18 protein-coding genes, 1 pseudogene and 1 other annotated feature are annotated in these 26777 nt (G+C 37.9%); of the genes and pseudogenes, 4 read left to right on the top strand and 15 right to left on the bottom strand.

Annotation, left to right across the window (positions count from 1 at the left end; translation table 11 throughout):
* Positions 1–37: 37 nt before the first annotated feature.
* Positions 38–3559 (top strand): bifunctional 2',3'-cyclic-nucleotide 2'-phosphodiesterase/3'-nucleotidase, encoded by a 3522-nt coding sequence (locus V179_RS0101550; RefSeq protein WP_028389966.1) that lies wholly within the window; start codon positions 38–40, stop codon positions 3557–3559.
* Positions 3560–3864: 305 nt separating this feature from the next.
* On the opposite strand, the gene V179_RS0101545 is transcribed toward V179_RS0101550, so the two are convergent.
* The 13 genes from V179_RS0101545 to V179_RS0101485 form a co-directional block, all read right to left on the bottom strand.
* Positions 3865–4821 carry a tRNA dihydrouridine synthase gene (locus V179_RS0101545; protein ID WP_028389965.1) on the bottom strand — a complete coding sequence of 319 codons (957 nt, stop codon included), beginning with the start codon at positions 4819–4821 and terminating at the stop codon, positions 3865–3867.
* 358 nt (positions 4822–5179) lie between these two features.
* The gene (locus V179_RS0101540) at positions 5180–6007 is read right to left on the bottom strand and encodes an energy-coupling factor transporter transmembrane component T family protein (RefSeq protein WP_028389964.1); all 828 of its coding nucleotides are present in this window, start codon (positions 6005–6007) and stop codon (positions 5180–5182) included.
* Positions 5998–7710: an ABC transporter ATP-binding protein gene (locus V179_RS0101535; protein ID WP_028389963.1), complete on the bottom strand. Its 1713-nt coding sequence runs from the start codon at positions 7708–7710 to the stop codon at positions 5998–6000. Before V179_RS0101535 ends, V179_RS0101540 begins: the two co-directional genes overlap by 10 nt.
* A gap of 37 nt (positions 7711–7747) precedes the next feature.
* Positions 7748–8305 carry an ECF-type riboflavin transporter substrate-binding protein gene (locus tag V179_RS0101530; protein ID WP_028389962.1) on the bottom strand — a complete coding sequence of 186 codons (558 nt, stop codon included), beginning with the start codon at positions 8303–8305 and terminating at the stop codon, positions 7748–7750.
* Between the two features lie 29 nt (positions 8306–8334).
* Positions 8335–9192 carry an SAM hydrolase/SAM-dependent halogenase family protein gene (locus tag V179_RS0101525; protein ID WP_028389961.1) on the bottom strand — a complete coding sequence of 286 codons (858 nt, stop codon included), beginning with the start codon at positions 9190–9192 and terminating at the stop codon, positions 8335–8337.
* 181 nt (positions 9193–9373) lie between these two features.
* Positions 9374–9663, bottom strand: a binding site (T-box leader).
* Between the two features lie 579 nt (positions 9664–10242).
* Complete coding sequence (locus V179_RS0101520) at positions 10243–12417, bottom strand: extracellular solute-binding protein (protein ID WP_028389960.1); 2175 nt, start codon at positions 12415–12417, stop codon at positions 10243–10245.
* 258 nt (positions 12418–12675) lie between these two features.
* The gene (locus tag V179_RS0101515; protein WP_034300201.1) at positions 12676–13455 is read right to left on the bottom strand and encodes an inositol monophosphatase family protein; all 780 of its coding nucleotides are present in this window, start codon (positions 13453–13455) and stop codon (positions 12676–12678) included.
* A 285-nt stretch (positions 13456–13740) separates the two neighbouring features.
* Positions 13741–14607, bottom strand: coding sequence for a glycerophosphodiester phosphodiesterase family protein (locus V179_RS0101510; protein WP_028389958.1), 867 nt, complete (start codon positions 14605–14607; stop codon positions 13741–13743).
* Between the two features lie 57 nt (positions 14608–14664).
* Positions 14665–16371 (bottom strand): ABC transporter permease, encoded by a 1707-nt coding sequence (locus V179_RS0101505; protein WP_028389957.1) that lies wholly within the window; start codon positions 16369–16371, stop codon positions 14665–14667.
* Between the two features lie 11 nt (positions 16372–16382).
* Entirely contained in the window at positions 16383–17396 is a 1014-nt protein-coding gene (locus V179_RS0101500; RefSeq protein WP_028389956.1) for an ABC transporter ATP-binding protein, read from the bottom strand.
* Between the two features lie 76 nt (positions 17397–17472).
* On the bottom strand, positions 17473–18522 hold the full coding sequence (locus V179_RS0101495; protein ID WP_028389955.1) for an extracellular solute-binding protein: 1050 nt from the start codon (positions 18520–18522) through the stop codon (positions 17473–17475).
* 679 nt (positions 18523–19201) lie between these two features.
* A complete protein-coding gene (locus V179_RS0101490) occupies positions 19202–19909 on the bottom strand; it encodes a M48 family metallopeptidase (protein WP_028389954.1) in 708 nt (235 codons plus the stop codon).
* A 168-nt stretch (positions 19910–20077) separates the two neighbouring features.
* A complete protein-coding gene (locus tag V179_RS0101485; RefSeq protein ID WP_028389953.1) occupies positions 20078–21202 on the bottom strand; it encodes an ROK family transcriptional regulator in 1125 nt (374 codons plus the stop codon).
* A gap of 217 nt (positions 21203–21419) precedes the next feature.
* On the opposite strand from V179_RS0101485, the gene V179_RS0101480 reads away from it, so the two are divergent.
* From V179_RS0101480 to V179_RS0101470, 3 genes are read left to right on the top strand one after another with little or no spacing between them, the layout of a single operon-like run.
* Entirely contained in the window at positions 21420–22196 is a 777-nt protein-coding gene (locus V179_RS0101480) for an SDR family oxidoreductase (RefSeq protein WP_028389952.1), read from the top strand.
* 28 nt (positions 22197–22224) lie between these two features.
* On the top strand, positions 22225–23754 hold the full coding sequence (locus V179_RS0101475) for an FGGY-family carbohydrate kinase (protein ID WP_028389951.1): 1530 nt from the start codon (positions 22225–22227) through the stop codon (positions 23752–23754).
* 47 nt (positions 23755–23801) lie between these two features.
* Positions 23802–25148, top strand: coding sequence for an MFS transporter (locus V179_RS0101470; protein WP_028389950.1), 1347 nt, complete (start codon positions 23802–23804; stop codon positions 25146–25148).
* A gap of 376 nt (positions 25149–25524) precedes the next feature.
* On the opposite strand, the pseudogene V179_RS29500 reads toward V179_RS0101470, so the two are convergent.
* Positions 25525–25819, bottom strand: a pseudogene (locus V179_RS29500) (23S rRNA (uracil(1939)-C(5))-methyltransferase RlmD); the annotation flags it as partial.
* A gap of 295 nt (positions 25820–26114) precedes the next feature.
* On the bottom strand, positions 26115–26777 hold the full coding sequence (locus V179_RS0101460) for a bifunctional 2-keto-4-hydroxyglutarate aldolase/2-keto-3-deoxy-6-phosphogluconate aldolase (RefSeq protein WP_028389949.1): 663 nt from the start codon (positions 26775–26777) through the stop codon (positions 26115–26117).

Here is a 26777-nt window from a genome sequence, read left to right as displayed (position 1 = left end):
TATTAAACACAAAAAAATATAGAAGGATGAGTGCATAATGAAATTAGGAAGAAGAAACAGGGGCAAGAAAATTTTGTCCAGTACACTTGCAATCACTGTGTTAGCAGCTCCTTTCTTGTCTGGCAATGCAATGGCTGCAAACCCCTCTAAAGACAAGGTTCAATCGCAGGTTGAACTTCGCATCATGGAAACGACTGATATCCATACAAATCTACTGAGCTTTGACTATTACAAAAATAGTTTGGCCCCTAAACTGGGACTAGCTAAAACCGCAACTCTTGTTAAAGAGGCACGAGCAGAAGTAAAAAACTCTGTACTCGTGGATAATGGCGACCTTATACAAGGGACTCCTCTCGGTACATACAAAGCAAAAATTGACCCTTTGAAGGAAGGAGAAATACATCCAGCTATCAGGGCCATGAACTTAATGGGCTATGATATGGCGACACTTGGAAACCATGAGTTCAACTATGGGTTGGAGTATCTAGACGAAGTATATGATGATGCAAACTTTTCTTTTGTAAATGCAAATGTATATGTAGATGATCATGATAATGATCCAACTAATGATATTAATAAATATACCCCTTATAAAATTGTGAATAAAAAAGTAAAAGATGAATCTGGTAAAACAAATGTCATTAAAATCGGATATATCGGATTTGTTCCTCCTCAAATTAATGAGTGGGATAAATCTAATCTAGATGGAAAGGTCATAACCAAAAACATCGTAGAAACAGCTAAAAACTATATCCCTATTATGGAAGAAGAAGGAGCAGATGTAATTATCGCATTAGCTCACTCAGGTTTTAGTGGAAATGAAGCAAATACTGAAGATACAGTATATGCTTTAAGTAAAGTACCTGGTATTGATGCCATTACATTTTCACATACTCATAAAACATTCCCAGCAAACAATGTAGCAAGTTTAGATACATTGTTCAAAGGTACCGATGGACAACCTCTCCCTGGAGTAGATAACGAAAAAGGAACAATCAACGGTGTTGCTGCTGTACAAGCTGGATTTGGAGGTGGATCATTAGGAATTATTGATCTTAACTTACAAAAAGTAAAAGGGAAATGGTCTGTTTCTAATTCCCAATCCTCCACAAGACAAGTAGAATCTGTTCAACCAGACAAAGAAATTGTAAATGCTGTAGAAGCAGATCATGAAGCGACCTTAAAATATGTTAATACACCAATTGGTACTACAACGGATGACATTTATAGCTATTTCGCACTCGTACAAGATGATCCGTCTATTCAAGTAGTTACAAACGCACAAAAATGGTATGTCGAAAAATATATTGAACTAAACAAGCCAGAATTAAAAGATCTTCCCATTTTATCAGTAGGAGCCCCTTTTAAAGCTGGTCGTAATGGTGTTGATGAATACACAGAAATCAAGAAAGGTGATTTGACGATTCGTAGTGCAGGTGACTTATATCTGTATGACAACACTTTAAAAGCCATTAAAGTAAAAGGTTCGGTTGTTAAAGAGTGGATTGAAATGTCCGCTGGTCAATACAACACCATTGATCCTTCAAAAACAACTGAACAACCGTTAATAAATCCTGCATTTCAAGTATTTAACTTTGATGTAATTGATGGCGTAGAATATCAAATTGATGTTACAAAGCCTGCCAAATACGCTGTGAATGGGACACTTTTAACCCCTGACTCAAGCCGTGTTGTGAATCTTAAATATAATGGTAAACCTTTAGATCCTAAGCAAGAATTTATCGTAGTTACAAATAATTACCGTGCTGGTGGCGGAGGAAATTTCCCTGGATTAAAAGGCAGTGAATTAGTAGTCGATGCAGCCGATGAAAACCGTCAAGTTTTAATGGACTACATTTCTGAGGTGAAAGAAATTACCCCGACAGCTGATGGAAACTGGTCTATTGCTCCAATCTCAGGAAATGTGAATGTTACTTTTACGACTTCACCAAAGGCAGAGCAATATATCAGAGAAGAAAGCCCTTTCTCTTATACTGGCAAAACCGATTCAAAAGGTTTTGGAATCTTTAATTTTAACTTGAATAGCCATTCGGATAGCGACCGATTAAAGGTTCAGCTTTTAGGAGTAAATGATTTACACGGACAGTTAGATACGGTTACAAAGGTTGGAAATTTATCAGCTGGGCATATTGAGTACTTAGCAGCTGCATTAAAACAAGAAGAAGCAACAAATCCAAATACACTTCTTTTACATTCAGGTGATATGATTGGGGGAAGCCCACTAATTTCCGCTCTTTTCCAAGATGAGCCTACCATAGAAGTTTTGGAAAATATCGGTTTTGATGCAGGCACATTTGGAAATCATGAATTTGATGAAGGGATTGACGAACTACTCCGTATGATGAACGGTGGAGATCATCCAAACGGAATGGTTGGTTATGACGGAATGAACTTCCCGCTTGTTGCAGCAAACGCCTATGATACAAGAGATGGAAATTTAATTACTGATCCTTACACCGTGTTCACAATTGAAGATCAAAAAATTGGTGTGATCGGAGTTGTAACTCAAGAAACACCTTCCATGATTGTTAGAAAAGGAAACGAATCATTAAAGATTACAGACGAAGTTGAAGCCATTAACAAGTATACTGAAGAATTAAAAGGACAAGGAATCGAAGCAATCATCGTCCTTGCTCATAATCCTGCTACCCAAACAGGTTATACAGATTCTTTCGATGCTAGCAGAATTGCAGAACAAATTGATGATGAAGTGGATGTCATCTTTGCTGCACACAACCATGTAATGGTAAACCGAGAAGTGGACAACAAACTAATTGTTCAAGCCTATTCTTATGGATCTGCTTTTTCTGATGTAGAAGTGGAAATTGACCGCGTTACTGGAGATATCATTAATAAATCAGCAGAGATTAAAACTGTTTATCAAAAGGACTATACTCCAGATCCAGAAGTTGCAGCGATAATGAAGAAATATTCAGAGAAGGCCGAACCAATTAAAGCAGAAGTTGTTGGGCAATCTTTATCTACCCTTGAAAAAGGTTATCCAACTGTAGCTAATGAATTTGGGGATTTTGCTCTTGGAAATCTTATTGCGGATGGTATGAAAGCTGCAATGAACTCAGACTTCGCTATGATGAATGGTGGCGGTGTCCGCTCTCCATTAGATGAAGGTGAAGTAACATTTGGTGATTTATTTGCCATTCAGCCATTTGGTAATGTATTAAATAAAGTAAAACTTAGCGGTGCAGATTTAGAGACAGTTTTAAATAACCAGATTACAGATAGAGGTCTTGACTTCCATATTGCTGGCTTTAAATACACGTATACTTATGACAGCACAGCTAAAACAGGCAAGGTTATAGACATCTTCTTACCAGACGGAAGCAAGATTGATAAAACGAAAGAATACACTGTTGTTATCAACAACTATATGACAGGAAACCTTAATTACGGTATTGGAGCTCTTTCTACTGATTTAGAAATTGGCCCAATAGATGTAGATGCAACCGTTGATTTTGTAAAAACACTACCCTCTCCTTTTGATTATAAGTCTGAGGGAAGAATTCAAAGAGTTAATTAATTAACTGAGGACTGTATAGATTCTATAAACGAATCCATACAGTCCTTTCATTTTCAAGGCTTATAATATCTACTAAATAAATCAAGCTGCTTTATAATTGATATTGTTAAGAGATAAAAAGACAAACTATAATAAATTGCCTTTTAGTGAACGAAGTCTATATTAGGAACATTTTAAGAATTCCTTTTTGTATGCCTCACATAATCAGAGAGGAAGTTGATACTCGACATAATGAAGGAAGCAAGGGAACCGTCCCCAAGCTGTACACCCAAAAAATAATTCTCCCCCGTCCTATCAACAATCTTTCACTCAAAGCTATCGAGCATTGCACGCACTTCATCTGTTGAATTTGTGCTCATTAATTGATTTCTTAATTCACTTGCCCCTCGGAACCCTCGAACATAGATCTTAAAAAAGCGATGAAGGGCTTTGAAGGAACGTGTCTCTAATTCTTTTGAATATTTATCATGGAGATCAAGCTGCAATCTTAAGAGATCAAGGAATTCCTTACTGCTATGTTCCTTCGGCTCTTTTTCAAAGGCAAATGGATTTTTAAAAATACCACGCCCAATCATTATCCCATCAATACCATATTGATGAGCGAGCTTCAAGCCAGTTTGACGGTCAGGAATATCCCCATTGATCGTCAAAAGTGTATTTGGTGCCACCTGATCACGAAGTTTCTTGATCTCCGGAATCAGCTCCCAATGAGCATCTACTTGGCTCATTTCCTTTCTTGTACGCAGATGAATGGAAAGATTAGCAATGTCTTGTTGCAATATATGCGTTAGCCAGTCCTGCCACTCGTCTACATCCGTGTAACCCAGCCTTGTCTTCACACTTACAGGCAATCCTCCTGCTTTTGCTGCTTGTATTATTTCTGCTGAGACTTCCGGACGAAGAATAAGGCCACTTCCTTTCCCTTTGGATGCCACATTAGGGACAGGACAGCCCATATTGATATCTACACCCCTAAACCCTAGTTTCGCCATACCAATACTCATTTGCCGAAAATATTCGGGCTTATCCCCCCATATATGAGCTACAATTGGTTGTTCATCTTCTGTAAAAGTCAAGCGCCCACGTACACTCTGGTTCCCCTCTGGGTGACAATAACTCTCCGTGTTTGTAAACTCGGTAAAAAACACATCAGGTCTGGCTGCTTCACTCACTACATGGCGGAAAACAACATCTGTCACATCTTCCATTGGTGCTAGTACAAAAAACGGTCTTGGTAAATCACGCCAAAAATTATCTATCATATTCAATATCCTCTCATTATAGGACACCAGGACAAGCCCTTGTCCCCCTAAATAAAAAGCAAAAATGTCCCTGCTTCTTTTATACTTATATCATGCCTAAGCACTTTTTATCAAAGTACAGTAAATTTTGATTACTATACACTTTAATATTATCAAATAAAAAGTTCATGGATAAATGATTAGAATTCCAAGTAAATTAAATTCGAGTAGGAGGGGGTAAATCCCCCCGTTCCGCTCATGTTTGATTGTTCATTACAAAAAGAAGTATCTACCCTTTATCCTTGGTGAGGGAGGGCAGTTACTTCTTTTTGCACGTTAGGGAGGTAAAAATTGTCAGAACATCTAACTTAGAATATTCCTAAAAAGGATTATAAAACCGATTTCCATCTTGGAAGGTAACGTATAGTGATATCAATAGAATGAGAACAAATAGGATTATAGTTATCACATCGATTTTTTGAAATGGACGGGCCCGGTACCAGGACCGCTTTTTATTTTTTCCAAAGCCTCGAAGTTCCATCGCATTACTTATCACTTCGATCTTATCGAGACTTGATAAGATGAGAGGGACGATAATTGAAGCGGCATTCTTAATCCGCTTGGTCAGCTTTTCTTTGCGTGACATATCAATTCCACGAGCTTGCTGGGAAAGCGAGATATTACGGAAATCCCGTTGAATATCGGGAATATATCGTAACGCAAGCGCGACAGCATAAGAAATGCGGTAACTGACACCAATGCGGTTTAATGAAGCCGCAAATTCACTTGGATTGGTTGTCACAATAAATAGGATAGCTGCAGGAATAACTGTAAAATATTTTAGCGTGACATTCATTTGATAAAAAAGTTGCTCTATTGTAATCGTATAACGCCCTCCGATTTCAAACAGAACATGGCTTGTCCCATAGATTTTTACCCCTTCTTGCGGCGAAAAAACATAAATTGCCACGTTATTGATCATGAGAAAGAACAAAATAAACAGGAGGACAAAGGCTACTTCCTTTAGTTTTACTTTGGAAATGATAAAAACAAAGATACTAAATAGGAAGAGGCAGACCAAAATTCGTGTATCATAGGTGAGCATCGCGATCGATGACCATATCATAAAGCAAATCAGCTTGGTTACACCTGTAAGCCGATGAATCGGCGATTGCCGATCAATGTAGGAAAGCATTTCTACTGCCATTTCTGTCTCACCTCCCGATCATAAGCGATAAACCGATCGACAAACTCTTTCGGTTCGCTTATTCCCGCCCGAAGCGCCAATTCAAATATGGAAGTTTCCTTTAAGTTTGCCTCATTGATGATGCTAGAATCGGCCAGTACATTGACGGCCGTATCATCGGCTAGTTTTGTCCCGCCAGCAATCACGATCGCCCGCGGTGTGTACTCAAGCATGAGATGCATATCATGAGTAATCATAATAATCGTTACACCTTGACGATTGAGTTCCACCAAAAACTCCATAATTTCAGTATAATGGCGAAAATCTTGTCCTGCAGTAGGCTCGTCAAGAATAATTACCTCTGGTTCTAAAACTAAAATCGAGGCGATGGTTACCCGCTTTTTCTGGCCAAAGCTCAACGCCGATATCGGCCAGTTACGGAATGGGTACAGTCCGCATATTTTCAATGTTTTGAAAACCCTATCTTTAATTTCCGCTTCCGGTACACCACGGAGAATGAGACCAAGCGCAACTTCATCATAGATCATCTGTTTTGAAATCATTTGATTCGGGTTTTGCATCACTATTCCGATTCTTGAAGCACGATCTTTTATCGTATCTTCAGTAATATCTAGTCCCCGATAATAAATGCGCCCAGAACTCGGTTTTTCAAAGCCGCAAATTAATTTAGAAAGCGTCGACTTTCCTGCCCCATTTTTTCCTACAATACTGACCATTTCGCCTTTTTCAATCGAAAAAGAAACACCGTAAATGGTTCTTTTCCCCGATGTGTAGCCAAAATCGATGTTATTTAACTCCAAAATCGTTTCTGTTTTCACTTTAGGCTGAGGACCATTCACTTTAATAAACCAGTCTGCCAACTTATCTTTACAGTCATCTACTTGAAAGGAATCGATATGAGCGGGATACATGTCTGATGTAATAGTACAGCCGGCATATTTTGCGGCTTTCACATACAAGGGCTCACGGATGGAACACTCCTCCAAAATGGGGGAGGCTAATAATTCATCTGGAGTCATATCACTGATAATCCTGCCGTCATCAACGACAATGATGCGGTCAACAGGACAATGCAAGACATCTTCTAAGCGATGCTCGATAATCACAACGGTTTTTTTCGTTTCTTGTTGAATCCGATCAATAAGTTCAATCGCATATTTCCCTGTTGCTGGATCAAGATTGGCCAATGGTTCATCGAATAAAAGAATCTCCACATCATCCACCATTACCCCTGCCAGTGAGACTCTTTGTTTTTGTCCTCCGGAAAGATGATGCAGTGAGGAGTCCAAAAAATTCTCCATTTCGACCATTTTTGACACTTCTGCAACCTTATTAAACATTTGTGTCTGTGGTGTATAATCATTTTCTAATGCAAAAGCGATATCCTCAGCAACTGTAAGACCAATAAATTGACCATCAGGATCCTGGAGAACCGTCCCGACTTTTTTGGATAAGGAAAAAATGTCTAATTCCCTGACATCCTCGCCACTGATTTTCAACCTTCCTGACACTTCCCCTTTATAAGAAAAGGGAACTAGGCCATTGATACAATGGCCTAGTGTGCTTTTTCCAGACCCTGAAGGGCCGACAATGAGAACCTTTTCCCCTTCATAGATCGTTAAGTTGATGTCATTTAATGTTGGTTTCGCCTGACTGCGATATTGAAAGCTATAGTTTTCAAATTGAATTACCGGTTTTTTCATACATCTTCTCCTAATAAAACAGTGCATTTGTGTCTAATTAATCTTCCTTAATCAAGCTGCCACTTTGACTGCGACTTTTTGCATAGATACCAAGCAGCAGCGTACCAAGAACAGCCACTGTCACCATGTTTAATCCTCCAGCAACCATCCCTTGTAAATATACTTTATTTGCAGGTTCAGCATAGATGAAAACATCCAACGATGGAGCAATTAGGAACCAGCCAATCGCTTGGACAATGATTTGAACAACATTGAACAGAATCATTTTTTTGACATTAAAATTCCCTGCTTCTATATTGATTTTCTTTGATACAAGACCAATTAAGAAACCAACGATTCCCGACACGAGAACCCAACTCCACCAAGGAGTTCCATAAAAGATCGCATCCTTTAAAGCGTGACCGATTAAACCAATCAAGCCGCCGGCAATCGGTCCGAAGACTACAGCCATTAACGCTAAAAATCCATATGATGTATCAAAATTCGTATTAGGCACCCCTGTTGGAATGACAGCGAATCTGCCTAAAATCACAAAAACAGCTGCCCCAATCCCAATCGCCACGATTGTTTTTATTGATAAAAGATTATTTTTCATTTTCTCCCCCCAATTATAATTTTTAAGTATTAATTATATACAATTTTGGGTATTTTGCGTATAGAAATTTTCCACGTTGCTCCGGTTTCAATATGGTATGCCTTGGCAAAGGACCCTTGATTAATCGCGACGCCAATTTTGTCGAGTGAGTTAACATAAAGCAATGGCTCGCCTAAATGAATGTCAGCAAATGTCCTCCCATACGTCATAATATTTTTATAGACTTGGCGAGTATCATTTTCAATGGTCACTTCAAAAGAATCACCATATTCAGCAGATAATTTTTTGAAAAGTATCCGATCAATATTTGTCCATAAATTACCGAAGCGAATATCAAGAATGTCGATATGCCCTGTAAGAACATGATTAGTAATGCTCGGATCCCCTTTGGGCAGTTCGACGACGGAATCAACAGGCACAGTTGGCCCCACTTGCTCAAACGTAATCAATTTGGAAGCAAGTCGAGCACCTGTAAATGCATAGACATCACGCCCATGGAAAGTGTAAGATTCACCAGAATGCGGCAGACGATTGACAGTTTCATCAATCATTCTCACCTCGACAATTCCAATACTATTTTTAATATGGGTGAGCGTTCCATTATCAGGAGTAATAATATATTGATTCAAAGCCGTTTTTGCAACAATGCTTCTGCGCTCCGAGCCAACACCTGGGTCAACAACAGAAACAAACACCGTTCCTTCCGGCCAATAAGCAACTGTCTGGTATAATCTGTACGAACCTTCCCAAATGTTATATTGAGGAATGTCATGTGTTAAATCAAAGATTCGGATCTCCGGATTTACTGTAACAGCTACACCATACATAGCGCTAACTGCACCGTCACTTGTACCAAAATCTGTTTGTAAAACGAGATGATTGTTCATTATATTTTCCTCCTTCTTTTTATATACTTTTTTGTGGAAAACAGAGCGGAACTACGTCAACTTTATTTGAAGTTCTTTTGTCAGATTGTAAACAGCTAGTCGGTCAGTTCCACTTGTTTGGATTAACTTTGCGGTAATTTGAAAAACAATAAAAAAACCACGCCCCTATCTAATGAAAATAGATAAGGACGTGGTTTATATCCACGTGGTACCACCTTAATTTACTGTTTGCTCACACAAAACAGCCTCTGCAAGTACAAGAGAATAAATGCAACTCTTTATACTGTGGTATGGATAACGAGTACCAAATCTCGTCGGAACCTACTTCAATCAATAACCATACTCAGTTAGATTGTTTCAGCACGAAGCTCAAAGGCCATTGTTCGGATTCATATTTTTGCTTCTTTTCAGCTACCGAAGCTCTCTGTGTAAAAATACTTGAATCTTACTTTCCCTTTTCAACGCTTTAAAAAGTGTATTTAGTTTTAAGTTAACCGAATTATATTCTGTAAATTACGAATAGTCAAGCGTTTGAATTAGGGCAGGAAAAATATTTTTGCTACGGTTCTATCCATTGATCTGAATACACGGTCTGTCAGCGTTAACAGCTTACATTGACTGTGGTTTATGTTCAGTTTTTGGCACTATGACTGTCTATTAGGAGTCTACATGTATTCAGACTGCTTATAAGATATAAAAGTTTAAGGCTGTTTTCACATACTTTGTTGCTTTTCAATCATTTTTACACTAATAACCCGGGTTGATTTCCGTTGTAGAGGCGGTCTCAGAAGCCTCCTCAGTGCTTTGCACTTGCGGGGTCTCCCTCAACACGCTTTTCCCGCAGGAGTCTCGCACCTGTAACGAAGATCAACATCTGTTCGAATTGGTTTCTTGCTAAAAACAACAATCTTTACGAAAAGAGCCAAGTTTAATTATTCCAATATGCCTAATTCCACAAACACATTTCATTGCTGTAAACAAAAATTTCCATAGCGTTTTAACATGTGAAACCTGTATTCAATCTATATGATAACTAGACCTACTTCTCACCTAAACTTGAACGGTTAATAGCTCTTGTTTTTCCAGCAATTCTTCATTTATGTTTTCGACGCATTTTTCAAACTGTGGTTGCTCTTCTGCTAATAGTTTTCGTATATGTTTTCCGATGATTTCTTCAGTATGTTTTAAATCGATGCACTGACCATTTTCAAAAACAGTTTCCCGCTTTCCATTCATGATTGTCTTTTTTGCTTTTGCTAACCATGGATACATCGTTCTGACAACAGAGTTATTCGAGAGAAAGTAGCTTGCCGTATTGCCGCCGAGTAAATTAATTTGTTCCGAAATTTCTGGACTGTTGAGCCAAGTAAGAAATTCAATGGATGCTGCCACTTTATTCGTTGATTTCGTTATTCCTAAAATCCCTCCACCAAGCAAAGGTGCGTTCCCTGGTACATCAGCAATTCCAATCGAATCTTTAATATTACTTTGGGAGACAACCGATAAATGGTTCATAAATCCAATCACCATTGCCGATTTCCCATCAATAAAGGCTTGTACTTCCTCCCCCCACCAATTCGAGTCAATGACGAGAGAATTCTGATAATTATCGTAAAGTAACTTCATGGCACCGATCGCTATTTCTCGGTCCAATTCAATATCTGAAGTAGTGAGAATATCACCGTTTAAGGAATAATACCTAAGCAAATATTCGGCTGCAATGGTCTCAATATTGCCTGAAATCATCGAAGCACCCGCTAATTCCTTTACTTGGTCAAAGTCACTTTCATTGAAAAATGTAATTAACTCGTTATATTTTTCAAATGTCGTAGGTGTTCTAAGTTCTGATTTCGTTTTTTCAAAGTATTTTCGCTTGACGATGTCATTATCAAAAATATCTTTCCGATAAAATAACATTTGAATACTAATATCAAATGGAACCGCATATGCAGTATCGTTTATATTGACGTAAGCGTCTTTTAGAAAGTATGGTAACTCATTAATAAATTCATCTAATTCTACTTCTAAACCCTGTAATGGACGGTAAATTTTCTGCCCATACCAAGAGTAACCAGCAATATCGAGCCTAATAATGTCATACGTCTTCCACATTTCGTCGTCCTCAAGGATTTGAAAAACCTCATTATAGGCTTTGATATCAAGTTGTACGATGCAGTTAGTACTCTTTTCGAAATGCGTTATGACTTTTTTTAGTGCATGCGTTGCTGGTGAATCAATGGTAAGAATCTTAATCTCTGTTTGAAAATGATTATATCGGTTTGGCTTCATCAGAAATCCATAATTAGGATAAATATGAGAATGACTTTTATCTTTTAAATGAATCGTTTGAATGATATTTTTTACGACTCGTTCACCCAAATAACCAAAATCCTGATAATAGTACAGCATTTCATTGCTATACGTGTTTTTTAATGGGCCAAGTGTTATTATTTTTGGCAAGTTTTGTTTTGAACCATAATGAAATGCTTTAACCAATAATTGGGCTTTCGAGACATTTGTTGCGATAATACAGTCGAAGGAAGATTCTAAGACTAGTTTAAACGCATTTTCATATTCATGAGATAATGTGGACTGATAGACAGTAACATCCCGATTCTCTAAACTTTTCAAGATTGAAATTGTAAAATCATGCTCATTTGCAAAATTCTCTTCCCCAGTAAACAAGGCTATTTTACCGGTAGTATGTTGGTCGATAAATGTTGCAATCTCAATCCCAGCCTGATTAAAATCAAAAGTAATAAATTCCTGCGCATTTACAATCTTTCGATTAATAAAAATGATGTCACTTTTATTAATCGGAATTTGCTCATAATACTCGTTAGCATCTTCTAATGCAGAAACCGTGATAATACCTGATGGGCGCTCTTTAATAATTTCCTTAATAATTTGTCTTTCCTTTATTGGATTATCATAGGTACAGTACAACCTCAACTGAAAGTCTCTGAAGTTTGCTTCTTTCAAAGCATTTTCGTAAAAAATAGAGTATTCCTCTAATCCAAGACTCGGTAAAATCATAATGATCGTTTGACTTTTACCAGAACGAAGCAACTTTGCATTATTATTAAGATTGTATCCTAACTTTTCAGCTGCTTTTAAGACAAGTTCCATTTTTTTTGAACTGACATTCCCTTTGCCATTTAAAACATTGGATACCGTTCCATGCGATACCCCTGCTTCTTTTGCTATATCTAATATGGTCGCCATCATTTCCACCACCTTTTAAATTTTGGCTATGTTCATCCATACTGTTGATTATACGATTTTGGGCTCATTTCGTGTGAGACCGCAGTCTCACACCTTTCAGCATAGCTGAAAGGTAGCTCTGTCTTCATGAAACGCCTGGGGAAAGCGAGCTTTCTCCAAGCGTTTCATGAAGACAGAGCTAAAATGAGCCAAAAATCAACAGCGTCCTATAATACAGCCTAATTTTTAAAAAGACTGTTTCCACATCGTTTGCTGCTATTAAAATTTTTTTACAATAGCTAAAAGCTCCTCGTAAGCTGACTGATTGGCAATGATCCAATCGCCACCTTCTAAATAATTCACATTACTTCCATCAAACCTGGAGACGCGCAATCCTAATTCCTTTGCGAAAATCAACTGAGCTGCTTTATCCCAAGGACCTGCCTTCGATGTTGCAAACGCCGCAAATTTCCCAGTTATTACATGAATGCTGTCAATGCCACCACAGCCAAAATAGCGGATATCAAAAGCTTCATTGGAAAGTTCCTCTAAACATGATTTACCGCACCAGTTTTGTACATCAATAGCGACAAGCCCTTCTTGTAATGAAATAGCTGGCGGGGCAGACAGTTTTCTATCATTTAGAAAAACTCCTTCATTTGCTATTGCATAATATATATCACGATTCATTACATCATACATATAGCCTAATTTTCCAATATCATTTTCGTAATAAGAAATCAGGATGCAAAAATGATCCTGTTGTTTTACGAAATTGGCCGTCCCATCAATTGGATCAATGATCCATATATGTTCCCGATTTTTTGCTGTGAATTGTTCAGCTGATTCCTCACCTAAAATTTGATGAGTCGGATAGTATTCTGTGATTTTCCGAATCAAGAAATCTTGAACGTTTTTATCAATATTTGTGACTAAATCTTTACGATTAGCTTTTGTCTCGATCATTAACTGTCCAGCAAACGAATCACGGATCATATGTGCCGCTTCCTCAAGCCACATTAATACATGAACATGGATATCTTCGATCGTTTTATTCATACGCAACCTCTTTTTTGTATTTTTTATCCCGCATTAACGGGCAGTAAGACCCCCACCTCAAGGCTTGGGTGAGTGAATCAAAAACATAGGTGGGGGACAACTGCCCGTAAAGGCCCGATTGGTGAGATACAGTGAAACTTACCTTTGTGGTCTTCAAAGGTTTAGTTGAACCAATCGGGTTCGTAGTGTCGCTTTACCGAAACGGAGTGGAGGTATTAGCGACACTAGAACGGGACTAACAATCAGTGGGGGATGAAGAAAACCCCCACTGATTGAAGTGTCACTTTATCCATTCTTCTTCCTAATCTCTTGTCTATATTGATCTAATAGACTTGGCCAATCGGTTTGAATAATATCGCACCCTTTTTCAACAAGTTTCCCCCAACCGTAAGCAGGTCCTTTAATGATGGATTGATCATCATCATATTTGGCATACAATACGTCCTTATGATTTAGTACAATGGCATTTAGCCAAATAAATAATCCCCTTTCTTTAATACTACGAATGGTATCATCTTGAAAAAATGCACTTTCCTCATCTTCTGCAATTAATTCCATACCTGTCAAATTCATATTCTGATAGTTTAGCACTTCATCTATTTCATCTAATTTTTTTACAATTGGCATATAGGAATACTTTACAGAGTGCTGTTCCAAAATAGCTAAATAACTTTGCTCGACTGGAGATTTTAAAATAATTTGATCTGCCATGTCAAACTGATCTAGGAAAGGTAGCAATGTGTCCCAATCAGACCAAGAACGGTCTAAATTAAGGAGCATGCCACTGCCTTTTAAGCTTGTTAAAACATGTTCTAATTTTTCCACTTGATAATTGACAACTTGGCCGATATTATTTCGATAGTTTAAAGACTCGATAAATGCAGAATCCATTTCTCTAATGTTTTGTTCCTGTCCTAGGAGTCTACGTTCATTCCCATCATGGAACACATAAAATTTCCCATCAATCGAGCGAACTACATCTATTTCTAAAATATCTGCGCCAGATTGCATTGCTGCATAAAAAGCAGGGAGCGTATTTTCAATAATATTTCCCATACTGCTTCCACGATGGACAGCAATTAAAAAAGGCTCCGAAGCTACTTTCTCATTTAATAGATTTATCGTATTATTGTCGTTTTTGTTCTCAATCATGTTATACCTCCATTTTTTGCTTTTGCTTTAATTACAATTTATCGAACTATATCTTAATTATTTACCTGCCTTTGTACCTCGACCATAAACAAGGTACAGAACAATACTCGAAATGACCATTAATAATACCGTATAGACAAAGGTTAATGCTCTTGTATCTTGTAACGATTCTGGTGATGTACTGTTTTGAATGGTAATGCCTAATGGCTGATAAAATGGATGACTTAAAAACATCGATAAATTATATTCATCTAACGTTGAATTGAATGTTAAGGCTACTAATGCCAAAGCCGATGGCAAAATAATGGGCAATAACACCTTAAAGAACGTTCTCAGATTGCTAGCTCCTAAATTCTTTGCCGCTTCTTCCAATGAAGTGTCAATGGAATAAAAGGATGCTTTTAACATTCTTAATACAAAAGGAAGCTGAACAATAATATAACCGATTAATAATATGCCTAGCGTTCCAGTTAATACTTTGTGAAACATCATCGTATTTGGAACGCTATACGTAATAATCAGGCCCATCGCAAGTAAAACAGAAGGTAACATCCAAGGAATGTGAAGAATATACTCCAGCATTGCCGTCCATTTATTGTTATATTTCTGAATCAACCGTGCAATATAGAGAATCAGCCCTACAACAATGACAGCAGTGAGTGCTGAATAAATGATACTCACAAGGAATGGTTGATAAGCACTTGCATCTGTAAATACAGTCATGTAGTTTTCTAATGTAAAACTATCCCATGTTAATTTACCTGTAGTAATCGCCTTGGAATCCGTAAACGAAAATAAAAAGATGAGAACAACTGGTAGTGTATAGAGTACAAATAATACATATGCCATCATATGAACGATGATATTGGCGAATTTATTGTTGATTTGTTGTTTCACCAAATTTGTTTTTACTTTTGATACGGACATGTAGTTCCCCTTAGATTCTACTTTTGTCATAATTGCAAGTAGAATCATCGAAGCTAACCCTAGGAAAATAGCTAATAGAGCAGCTAAATCTCTGGAACTGACGATACCGGAGAATGTTAAGATCATCGGTGTGATCGTTTTGAATTCTCCGCCTACTATCTGTGGTGCGGCAAACGCCCCTAAGCCGCCGATGAACTGCAAAATAGTTAAAGCAAAAATGGTTGGTTTTAGAACAGGGAGAATCACTTTTCTAATAATTTGAAAATTAGTTGCCCCCATATTTCTTGCCGCTTCAATCGTTTGATAGTCTACCTTATGCAAGGCATTTAATAGGAAGATGACATAATTAGATGTACTAGAGAACGTCATGACAAACAGGACGGCCCAAAATCCCTCAAACCAATTCGGGTTCATATTCGGAAAAATGGATAGCAATAGATTTGTGATGATACCTACATCACCATAAATAAATTGATAGCCTGCTACTAATACAATTCCTCCATATATTAACGTTGAATAATAGCCAAATCGTAGAAACTTCATGCCCTTGATTTCAAAATAGCCCATAATAAATACGAGAAACAGACCAACTAGATTCACTGTGATAACTAAGGCAATGGCTAAAATAAAGCTGTTCCATAAACTTCTCATTGCCCGCTCGGAACTCATTAATTTTTCAAATGGCTCTAATGTAAAACCACCATCCTGAAAAAACGTCGTGATTAATAGATTGATATTTGGGTAAATTAGAAAGGCGATACAAGCCCAAGATAATACAATTCCAATTGCAAAGATATATAGTTTATTTTTTAATTTATACTTATTTTGTATTTGCATCATGTCACCTTCTAATAAGTTAAAATATCAGCTATTTGAAATGCGATCTTTTTCCTACTTCCAACTTCATAATCGTTTGAATGATCTTCCATCTCCATATTTGCGATTCGTTGATTGCCTATCTCATAAGTGACTTTAGAAGAAATTCCGTGATACTCTTTTTCAACAATTTCCCCTTCGACTACCACATCATATTGTTTAGCATCAAGAACTTTAGTTGTCACTTTCCCTGGTCTAATATAAGCTGTTGTCGCCGGATCAATTGCAACATTGCATTCATTTTTTATTCGTTGTAAAAATGATGGCTGTAAGAAGTTGTTGTCGCCAATAAAATTACAAACAAATTCTGTTTTCGATTGATCAAATATTTCCTTCGGTGTTCCAACCTGTTCAATATTGCCTTTATTAAATACTGCGATTCTGTCAGACATTGTTAATGCTTCTTCCTGATCATGTGTAACATAAATAGATGTAATACCGAATTGCGACTGTAATTTTTTTAATTCTACTCTAAGTTGCTTTCTTAGCTTGGCATCCAAATTGGATAACGGTTCGTCAAGCACAAGAATTTTTGGTTTTAATACGAGTGCCCTTGCAATGGCAACTCGCTGTTGCTGGCCACCTGATAAGTCCGATACTTTTTTAAATAGCTGTTCTTCATTTAAATCTACTTTGCTAGCAATCTCTCTAACTTGTTTATCCACTTCATCTTTTTTGTATTTTTTTACTTGAAGCCCAAATGCGATATTTTCATATACATTCATAGTTGGAAAAAGTGCATAGCTCTGAAAAACCATCCCTATTTCGCGGCGTTCTACAGGGATATCGTTTATTCTCTCTCCATTCACTAGGATGTCGCCATTTGTTGGTTTAATAAATCCAACTAAACTTCTAAGCGTCGTTGTTTTCCCACATCCTGATGGCCCCAAAAGCGTAAAAAACTCGCCTTCCTTAATTTCAAGATTTAAATTATGAATAGCTGTGAAATCATCAAATTTGATTTGAATATTTTTGAATTCAATCATCTTATTCCCTCCGCTAGTATTAGAAAAGTGAAACCTTGGTTTTCGAACCAAAAACCAAGGCCAAGTAATCTTTTATTTATTGAATTTCTAACGTAATTTTCTCAATCCAAGCGTCAATATGTTCAGTAATGAATTCCCAATCCATATCTTGTTTCTTCACAGATTCATGTAACGTTTTTACTTCTGGATTAGCTGATTTAGCTGCCTCTAAATTCGTTGGCATTGAGTTAAACGCTTTTGCCCATTCAGCTTGAACTTTTCCACTTCCAAACCAGTTAATAAATTCTTCTGCACCTTCTTTTTTCTTCGTTCCTTTCACAACCGCAATTTGTTCTGTAACATATGGCACACCAATTTCAGGTGATACGATACCGGCTTTCACTCCATATTCTTGTTCTCGTTGTTGAATTCCGCTCGAGAACATTTGACCGAATGGAGTTGTCCCATTTGCTAAGTTTGCATAGAATGGTGTAGCTTCTGTTGCAGGAGTTCCATTGTCAAAGAACTTCTTAATTTCTTTCCAGCCTTTATCTGAAATACCAAGTTTACCATTTGGATCTTGGTAACGTACTAGAATACTAGCAATAACGGTTCTAGTTGTATCCCCACCTAAATTAGTTGGTACTTCATATAAACCGTGAAATGCTTTGTTTTCCCATAATTCTGGCCAGTCAGATGCAGCCATTTCTTGCGTATATAAGTCAGAATTATAAATTAATAGAATAGCTTGTTTCACTAATGAATGGTAGTAACCTTCAGGATCGCTTGTCCCCTCTTCTACTTCGTTTGCCCAAACAGGTGTGAACGGTTCAAGAACATCTTCATTTTTTAAGGCGATATAGTTCATTTCATTTAATCCGTAAACAACGTCTGCAATTGGATTTGCTTTTTCGGCAATTAATTTATTTCGAATATCTCCCCCACCAGCTTCAACGATTTTAATATCAAATCCTTGTTCAGCAGCTTTTTCCTTCAACCAATCGCCACGACCATCCGAAGCAGAATTTGTATAAACGACTAGAGATTTATCTTTGCCAGCTCCCTGTGAAGATTCTTGCTTTCCTCCACAAGCTGTTAAAACCAAACTAAAAACAAGGACAACAATTAATAACCACGATTTCTTCATGAAAACTGATCTCTCCTTTTGTTTTTTTGAACGTGTCAATTTTTTCTTACATGGTTATTATATAAGCTGATTTTCTTTAAAACAATACCGTTTACAGAGTTTTATAAAAATTAATAAATGTTTTACAAATTGAAAAAAATGTCGAAATTAAAGGGGAAAAATAGGGGAACCAATGTCATTGGAACGTGTCAAATCAAAGGATTGCTGTTTTGTAAATATTGTTACAGTCGCTATTTCCTGCCTCTATCAACCAACGTAACACTCCAAAATTCCACTGCAAAAAAAGCTGTTATATCAACGGTTGAAGCCCCTTTACGCTTTAAAACCACCCTGGCTTTAACTCATCGCTAAAAATTTTTTTATAAACTAATGTTGGAATAACAACTAGATCGGAAAGGGAACTTTGGAAAAAGTAATTGAAGCCTTATTAGACAAGGAATCCAGGAAGATATGGGATACAAAAAGACCGAACCCATATTGGTCCAGCCCGAATTTTGTTTGATATTAAGATTGAAAAACCGATTGAATAATACAAGAGCAAAGCTTGATTTGAACAAGATTTCTTTACAAATTTTACAAATCCAACCTCTTCGTGTATAGAGTGCAAGTGGCAATACATCAGGATGCTGGTGAGTAATTCCTATCTACATTTGCATTTTGTAACTAGCTAAATGGACTACTAGATGGTCATTTTCCATCCTGATAAAGTCAGCCAGCTTTCCTTTTCCTTATAATCAGGCATTATTTTTCCAACAAGGCGCCAGAAGGATCGGTCGTGATTCATATGAACCATATGGCACATTTCATGAACGACTACATAGTCGATTACCTCCCGTGGAGCCATTGCCAGTCTCCAATTAAACGTTAACTGCCGATTTGAATCACAGGTGCCCCAGGTAGCTTGGCTATCCGTAATACGAACAGAACGTGGTTTTGTTTTGAAATTCCGCTGATTGGAGGATATACTCTTCTCCACTAGATCCTTACACTGCTGGTAATAAAATCGTTTTACAGCTTGTTTCATTTTTTCAGTATCAGATTGCTTTACATAAATATGTAACTTATCTTCTTTAAGCACTACGTGGTCTTGCGTTATATTGATATCTTGAAAGATCTCTATTGGATAGGTCTTTCCCAAATATAGAAAACTCTCACCATACTCATAGACCTTTTTCTGTGGTCCTTGCAGCCTATCTCTCATTTCCTTTAATTTTTGCTGAATAAGATCCCACTTATCCTCTAATAACTGAAGTACTCTATCATTAGATGTCCCTTTCGGAGCTCGAACTTCAATATTTCCATAACTATCTATTATAATCCCTATAGATGTACGATTTTTGTATTTGATTTCATATCGTATTGTTTCACCTAAGTAGGTATGTATCATGTCATCACCTGTATCCTTCTTTCATGCATGATTCCCTGCATCGCAACTCTTTTAAAACTATGATTTCTGCTTTTTCGAACACTTAGTGAATGCTATTTCTATATAGAGACGGTTCCCTCGTGTCATTTTGATTCAAGAAAGATACATAAGTGCCTTCGAAATTGTCCATTAAATTTCATTCAAAAATGATTGAATAAATGGGATAGCAGCACCAATGGGTACTCCATTTGCCAGTGAACGGCTAATATAAATAAATGGGTCATTGCTAGGAAATGCCGTTTTTTCGTTGACTTTTTCATGGAGTATTTCGATATCATCTTCCGTTAAATAAGGAGATAGATGACCGCCTAGAATAAATTCACCGTTCAGAACAAGATGGATATTGTTGATTGAAATGGCTAAATGATCTAAAAAAGAATTCCACCTCTTCACATAAGAAGGAATTCTGGAACGGACTTGTAGAAAAAAGAAATCTAATGTTTCATCATCATCTAGAAGTGCATTAACAGAGCTAATCGTTTCCATGCATCCTTTTTTCCCGCAGTAGCAAGTAGGACCATCAGGAATAATCGTCATATGTTCGACCGTTCCACTATGCCCTTCTTTCCCCATATAAATTTGACTATTTATGATAATCGCACCCCCAAGGTGTGGACCAATCGATAGATAGACTGCATCGCCAATATCATTTCTTACCCACAACTCTGTTGTTGCCGCGCACTTAGCATCATGTAAAAACATACATGGATAAGGGAGATACTTTGAAAACACTTCAATATCTAATCCTGTAGCGATTAATATTTTTCCATATGTGATTTTTTTCCCGTCATTTGACGTTAATCCTTGTACGGCAAAACCAATACCTAGAACCTGCTCATTTGTCACATCGAGTGACGAGATGAAAGATTGTACAGCTTGACTTAACTCTTTATAATAACGATCTTCATTGGCATAATCCATCGCTAGTCTCTCTTGCAAAAAAGCATGACCACGCAAATCAATGGCCAGAATCTGTACGGTCCTCTTCTGAATCTCTACCCCAATGCTAATCCGAGCCTGAGGGCAAATGGCATAAGCTGTTGCACGCCTTCCCACAGAAGATTCAAACTGCCCGCTCTTCCCAATCAATTTTTCCTTTTCCAAACGAACGAGATTCTGGGTGACCGTTGGTAAACTCAAATGAAGTTGATTAGCAATTTCTTGTTTCGAAAGCTTCTCATTTTGAAAAATGAGGTGGTAAATCGATGAATAATTGCTTTTTTTTATATCTTTAAACGTGATGCTATTGTCCATGAAAAAAACACCCCATTATATAAACTAATTTTATAAAAATATTTACTTTAACTCTTCAAATATATCACAAGAACAGATACAATCACAGTTTTGTCATAAAGTATCTGCCAATTATAAATTATCTATATATTGACTAGCAGAGAAAATCGTTTTATTATGTAAATGTATTTTATAAAACGATTTTACAAAATAAATTAATAAAAGGGAATGGGGAAAAATGGGGATTATTGAAAAAATGAGATTGGACGGAAAGAAGATTTTTGTAACAGGCGGGGCAAGAGGTATAGGTAAAAGTGTGGCAACGGCTTTTGCTGAAGCAGGAGCAGATATAGCGATTGTCGACCTGGATATGGAGGAAGCCACAAAGACAGCTCAGGAACTTGAAAAAAATAATGGGATCAAGTCCATTGCCATCAAGGCAGATGTCACCAACCCAGCAGATGTAGATGCCATGATCGAAACCATCCTTAGTGCATTTGGTCGTTTAGATGTTGCTTTTTGTAATGCTGGAATCTGCATGAATGTGCCAGCAGAGGAAATGACCTATGAACAGTGGAAAAAAGTCATGGATATTAATCTTACTGGTGTATTTTTAACAGCACAAGCAGCGGGAAAAGTCATGTTAAAACAAGGTGGCGGTTCGATTATTAATACAGCTTCGATGTCAGGACATATTGTCAATGTGCCGCAACCACAAAGCTCATACAACGCCTCTAAAGCAGGTGTTATCCAGTTAACCAAATCGCTGGCAGTAGAATGGGCAACAAGAAATGTACGGGTAAATTGTATCAGTCCAGGATATATCGGCACAGAGCTTACCTTAAATTCGCCAAACTTACAGCCATTGATCGAACAGTGGAATGAAATGGCACCGCTTCACCGAATGGGTAGACCAGAAGAACTTCAGTCCATTTGTGTTTATCTAGCAGGAGACACTAGCAGCTTTACGACAGGAGCTGACTTTGTCATCGATGGAGCTTTCACTTGCATTTAATAGATTAATAATTCGGGAGGATGCATCTATGAATTACTTACTCGGTACAGATATCGGAACATCCGGTACCAAAACAATCTTAATGGACACAGAAGGAAATTTAATCGCTCAAGATTTACAAGAATACGATGTGCTAACCCCAAAACCATTATGGGCAGAGCAGTGGCCGAATGTATGGCTGGATGCAACGAAAACATCAATTAAAAACACGGTACAAAAGTCAGGAATACCTGCCGGAAAAATCCGTGGAATCGCCATTAGCGGGCTTTATGGAGGTTCAGGAATTCCATTGGACGAAAACATGGAACCAGTTAGACCGTGCATGATTTGGATGGACCGAAGAGCCGAAGCGGAAACAAAGTGGGTCTTAGATCATATTGGAGAAGAAAAACTCCGCGAAGTGACCCATAATGGCGCTGATCCCTATTACGGCTATACGAAAATATTATGGATGAAAAATCACGAACCGGAAAATTGGCAGAAAACCAGGCTCTTTCTCCCACCGAACGATTATGTCATCTATAAGCTGACCGGACAAATTGCCATTGATTATTCCTCTGCAGGAAATATCGGCGGGATTTTTGATATGAATAGCCGAACCTGGTCTAAAGAAATGATGGATGCGATGGGAATTCCGTTGTCGATGATGCCAGAGAAAATCGTGGAATCAACGGATATTGTCGGCGGATTGACAAAAGAAGCCGCGGCGGAGCTTGGCCTTTTGGAAGGAATGCCTGTGATCGCCAGTGGGATTGACAGCGGTGCTGCCAATATCGGCCTTGGCGTATTTGAATCTGGTATTTATGCAGCGGCCATTGGAACTTCGATGTGCGCAGCCTTAATATCTGATCAACCAGTGAAAGGGAAAGATTTGATTGTTTGGCCGTATTTATTTGATGCGAAAAGACTTTCCTATTATTTTGCCGGAGGAGCTACAGCTGGAGCGATTGTAAAATGGTTCCGTCAGACGATGTGTCAATATGAAGTGGAAGCAGAAAAAGCGGGCGGAAAAAATGCCTATGATGTGTTAAATGAACAGGCCGCAGACATTCCAGTTGGAAGTGAAGGGTTGGTTGTCCTTCCTTACTTTATGGGAGAAAGAAGTCCTATATGGGATTCTGATGCAAAAGGTACCATCGTCGGACTTTCATTGGCACATACAAAGGCTCATATTTATCGTGCCTTTCTGGAAGCGGTTGCCTTTTCTCTGCGAGATGCTATTGAAGCGACCGGAGAAAATCTAGGCGAATATATCTTACTTGCCGGTGGTGTAACAAAATCAAAATTGTGGCGACAAATCTTTGCTGATGTCACAGGCTATCCAGTGGTCTGCCCGATTCATGATGTAGAAGCAAATATGGGCGATGTCATGCTTGCTGGAATTGGTACAGGTCTTCTTTCTTATGAAGATGTGAAGAAATGGCAGGTTCTCGATCAGAAAATCATGCCAAATGAAGAGAATCATAGGAAATATAATGACTATTACCAAGTTTATCAATCAATCTATCAAAATTTAAAGTCTAATATGAAAACGTTGACAAGACTTTCTACAACATGATTTGAGCATATGCTTTACCCATTCTAAAATAAGGATATGTGATAACAATGAATAAATGGAAAAAAAGAATTGGATACGGGGCGGGCGACTTCGCCTGCAACCTCGTATTTAGTACAATGGCGTCTTACCTGTTGTTTTTTTATACAGATGTCTTTGGAATCACCGCAACCGTTGCTGGTACCTTAATGTTAGTAACCAAAATCATTGATGCCTTTGCCGATGCCGGTATGGGATTATTGGTTGACCGGACTAAGACTAGATGGGGACAAGGAAGACCCTACTTCATAATCGGAGCCATTCCATTTGCAGCCTTTACGATCATGACCTTTATCGTTCCGGATTTCAGTATGTCAGGAAAAATTCTCTGGGCGTATATCACATATTGCTTGTTGAATATTGCTTATACGGTGGTTAATATCCCATTAAATACGATTGTACCAAGGTTAACTTCCGATAACCACGAGCGAAACTGGTTAGTATCGACTCGTATGATTTGCGCGTTAATTGGAACCGCTTTAGTTATGTCGATTACGACGCCAATGGTGAATTTCTTCGGTCAAGGAGATAACCAAAAAGGATATTTCATTACGATGTCCATATATGGCATTGTCGCAGTGCTCGTATTTGTGTTTACCTTCATGAATACGAAAGAGGTGGTTCCGCCAACCGTTCAACCAGGGAAATCTTCCTTTAAACAAGATTTTAAAGGATTGACAGGCCCTGCCGTCATTTTCTTTATCTTGAATTTTCTCTATTTTGGTCTTTTTGTCATTAGAAATACAACCGTTATCTACTATTTCACGTATAATTTGGGCCGTACGGATTGGCTGACGTTTGTAGGACTTTTCGGTATTCTCTCTGGTCTGCCAATACTGCTAATATTGCCTTGGCTGCAGAAGAAAATGCCAAAGAAACATGTATTGCTTTTAAGTACAGCTATTTATATTGTTGGCGATTTAGTCATTTATTTCGGAAAGTCATCACCTGGCTTGCTGATTGCCGGTTTAGCAATTACCGGGCTTGGAATCTATGGCATCTTCGGCACCACTTTTGCAATTCAGCCAGATGTAATTGATTATTCAGAGTACAAAAATAATCGAAGTATTGCTGGGATGATTGCTGCTTTCCAAGGATTTTTTGTAAAAGTAAGCCTAGGCCTTGGAAGTGCAATTGTAGGCGTTATTTTGAAAATGGGCGGTTATATTCCGAATGTTAAACAAACTGAAACCGCTTTAAATTATATTGAAACAAGCTTTATCTGGATACCACTTGTCATCTGTGTACTAATCGCAATCACCATAATTCCCTACAAACTCGATGATAAACGGGCAGAAATGGACGTAGAACTTGAACGCCGTCGATCAGGCGCAGCGCCAATTCAAAATATGGGGTAATCTATATGGACAGTTCTTCTGCAAAATTATCATAATTTAAGAAGAATGATATAAATCGAATGTCCCCGACTAAGGTATAGTGTGAAGGGAAGTGGAGAGCAATGTCTCTCTCCTTCTTCTTACTGTTATTCCCTTTTATAGATTTTACCTTGCATACAACGTCATGCATATGAAATCAATTACTACTAAATTAGTTATAAGGATAAAACTTTGAAACCGTAGAATTTAAGATAGGTCCCTATCACTTCCCGGAGTTTAGTAGGTTTTGTCGATAGAATGTAGATAGCCGAATCCTTGATGATATTAATTACTTTATGGTTTCATTTAAACATACAAAAAGCTCAGTAGGAAAACTGAGCCTTATAATATAATTTGTTTACTTTAATAAAAGTTGTGAGACACACTCCACATGACTCGTCTGCGGAAACATATCCACAGGCTGCATGCTCACCACCTTATAAAGCTTACTCAACTCCTGCAAATCCTTCGCCAAGGTCGATGGATTACAAGACACATACACAATTTTCTTCGGCTTTACCTTCATCATCGTGCGTAATAATGCTTGATGACAGCCAGTTTCTTGGTGGATCCACAACGATGACATCTGGTCTAAAGCCTTCTTTTACCCAACGAGGCATGACATTTTCAGCTTTTCCTACTTCGTAAGAGATAAGGACAGTTAACCTGTCCCATTAGTTGCCCTCTTCTAAAAATACGCTTTAGCGTGGTATATCTAAGTAAGGTTTTTAAGAAATACTGGATACACCATTTCTATCCTTAAACACCACCTAAAGCAGATGGTCGTTTAAGAAATTTTTAAGAATAATACCAGTTTTCCATATGAACTATCTTACAAAAAAATTAACCAAATTCGAAAGCAATCAAATGGACACGGTTAATGATGATCCCGTGTCCATTTGTTAGCTAACTTTATTCAAGTTTTCGTATGCTGGTACTGGCTAATATTTATCTTCCCGAGAATGCTTTTTCTAATCTTGCCTCTTTTATTTTTTGGACAAACTGTTCGGCTAATGAGGAAATGGTTTTGTAATCACCAGTTTTGGCACTAGCAGTAAGCGATCCTCCGGCACCTACAGCAACAGCTCCTGCTTTTATCCATTGCCCTACATTATCAAGGCTTACACCTCCTGTTGGCATAAGACTGGATTTAGGTAGAGGACCTTTAATTGCTTTGATAATATTTGGTCCAAAGGCTTCCCCTGGGAACACTTTTAAAATGTCAGCACCAAGTTCCATTGCTTTGACCACACCCTCAACAGTCATTACACCTGGCATACATGGGACTTGATATCGATTGCACAGTTTAAGAGTTTCTTCATTAAGATAAGGACTGACAACATATTCTGCACCTGAAAGCAAAGCAATTCGTGCAGTTTCAGGATCTAATATGGTTCCGGCCCCAATAATAATCTCGTTTTGGTATTCTTTAGCCAACTCTTCGATGACTTGGGTAGCACCTGGAACAGTGTAAGTAATTTCAATCGCCGCTGCTCCTCCTTTTAGACAGGCTTCGGTAATTTTTTTCGCTTCATCCGCATCGTTTGCCCGGACAACTACAACTAATCCTGAGTCAGTAATTTTTTTTATAACTTCCCATTTATTACTCAT

It is taken from the genome of Bacillus cihuensis (assembly GCF_000504145.1).
GTDB classification, from domain to species: domain Bacteria; phylum Bacillota; class Bacilli; order Bacillales; family DSM-1321; genus Peribacillus; species Peribacillus huizhouensis.
The sequence above is the reverse complement of the archived record's forward strand: the minus strand, read 5'-3'. Positions and strand labels throughout refer to the sequence as shown.

What these genes read in the sequence shown, in the direction of transcription:
- V179_RS0101550 (WP_028389966.1), top strand. Translation starts at nt 38, where the DNA reads ATGAAATTAGGAAGAAGAAACAGGGGCAAGAAAATTTTGTCCAGTACA.
- V179_RS0101545 (WP_028389965.1), bottom strand. Translation starts at nt 4,821, where the DNA reads ATGATAGATAATTTTTGGCGTGATTTACCAAGACCGTTTTTTGTACTA.
- V179_RS0101540 (WP_028389964.1), bottom strand. Translation starts at nt 6,007, where the DNA reads ATGGCAGTAGAAATGCTTTCCTACATTGATCGGCAATCGCCGATTCAT.
- V179_RS0101535 (WP_028389963.1), bottom strand. Translation starts at nt 7,710, where the DNA reads ATGAAAAAACCGGTAATTCAATTTGAAAACTATAGCTTTCAATATCGC.
- V179_RS0101530 (WP_028389962.1), bottom strand. Translation starts at nt 8,305, where the DNA reads ATGAAAAATAATCTTTTATCAATAAAAACAATCGTGGCGATTGGGATT.
- V179_RS0101525 (WP_028389961.1), bottom strand. Translation starts at nt 9,192, where the DNA reads ATGAACAATCATCTCGTTTTACAAACAGATTTTGGTACAAGTGACGGT.
- V179_RS0101520 (WP_028389960.1), bottom strand. Translation starts at nt 12,417, where the DNA reads ATGGCGACCATATTAGATATAGCAAAAGAAGCAGGGGTATCGCATGGA.
- V179_RS0101515 (WP_034300201.1), bottom strand. Translation starts at nt 13,455, where the DNA reads ATGAATAAAACGATCGAAGATATCCATGTTCATGTATTAATGTGGCTT.
- V179_RS0101510 (WP_028389958.1), bottom strand. Translation starts at nt 14,607, where the DNA reads ATGATTGAGAACAAAAACGACAATAATACGATAAATCTATTAAATGAG.
- V179_RS0101505 (WP_028389957.1), bottom strand. Translation starts at nt 16,371, where the DNA reads ATGCAAATACAAAATAAGTATAAATTAAAAAATAAACTATATATCTTT.
- V179_RS0101500 (WP_028389956.1), bottom strand. Translation starts at nt 17,396, where the DNA reads ATGATTGAATTCAAAAATATTCAAATCAAATTTGATGATTTCACAGCT.
- V179_RS0101495 (WP_028389955.1), bottom strand. Translation starts at nt 18,522, where the DNA reads ATGAAGAAATCGTGGTTATTAATTGTTGTCCTTGTTTTTAGTTTGGTT.
- V179_RS0101490 (WP_028389954.1), bottom strand. Translation starts at nt 19,909, where the DNA reads ATGATACATACCTACTTAGGTGAAACAATACGATATGAAATCAAATAC.
- V179_RS0101485 (WP_028389953.1), bottom strand. Translation starts at nt 21,202, where the DNA reads ATGGACAATAGCATCACGTTTAAAGATATAAAAAAAAGCAATTATTCA.
- V179_RS0101480 (WP_028389952.1), top strand. Translation starts at nt 21,420, where the DNA reads ATGGGGATTATTGAAAAAATGAGATTGGACGGAAAGAAGATTTTTGTA.
- V179_RS0101475 (WP_028389951.1), top strand. Translation starts at nt 22,225, where the DNA reads ATGAATTACTTACTCGGTACAGATATCGGAACATCCGGTACCAAAACA.
- V179_RS0101470 (WP_028389950.1), top strand. Translation starts at nt 23,802, where the DNA reads ATGAATAAATGGAAAAAAAGAATTGGATACGGGGCGGGCGACTTCGCC.
- V179_RS0101460 (WP_028389949.1), bottom strand. Translation starts at nt 26,777, where the DNA reads ATGAGTAATAAATGGGAAGTTATAAAAAAAATTACTGACTCAGGATTA.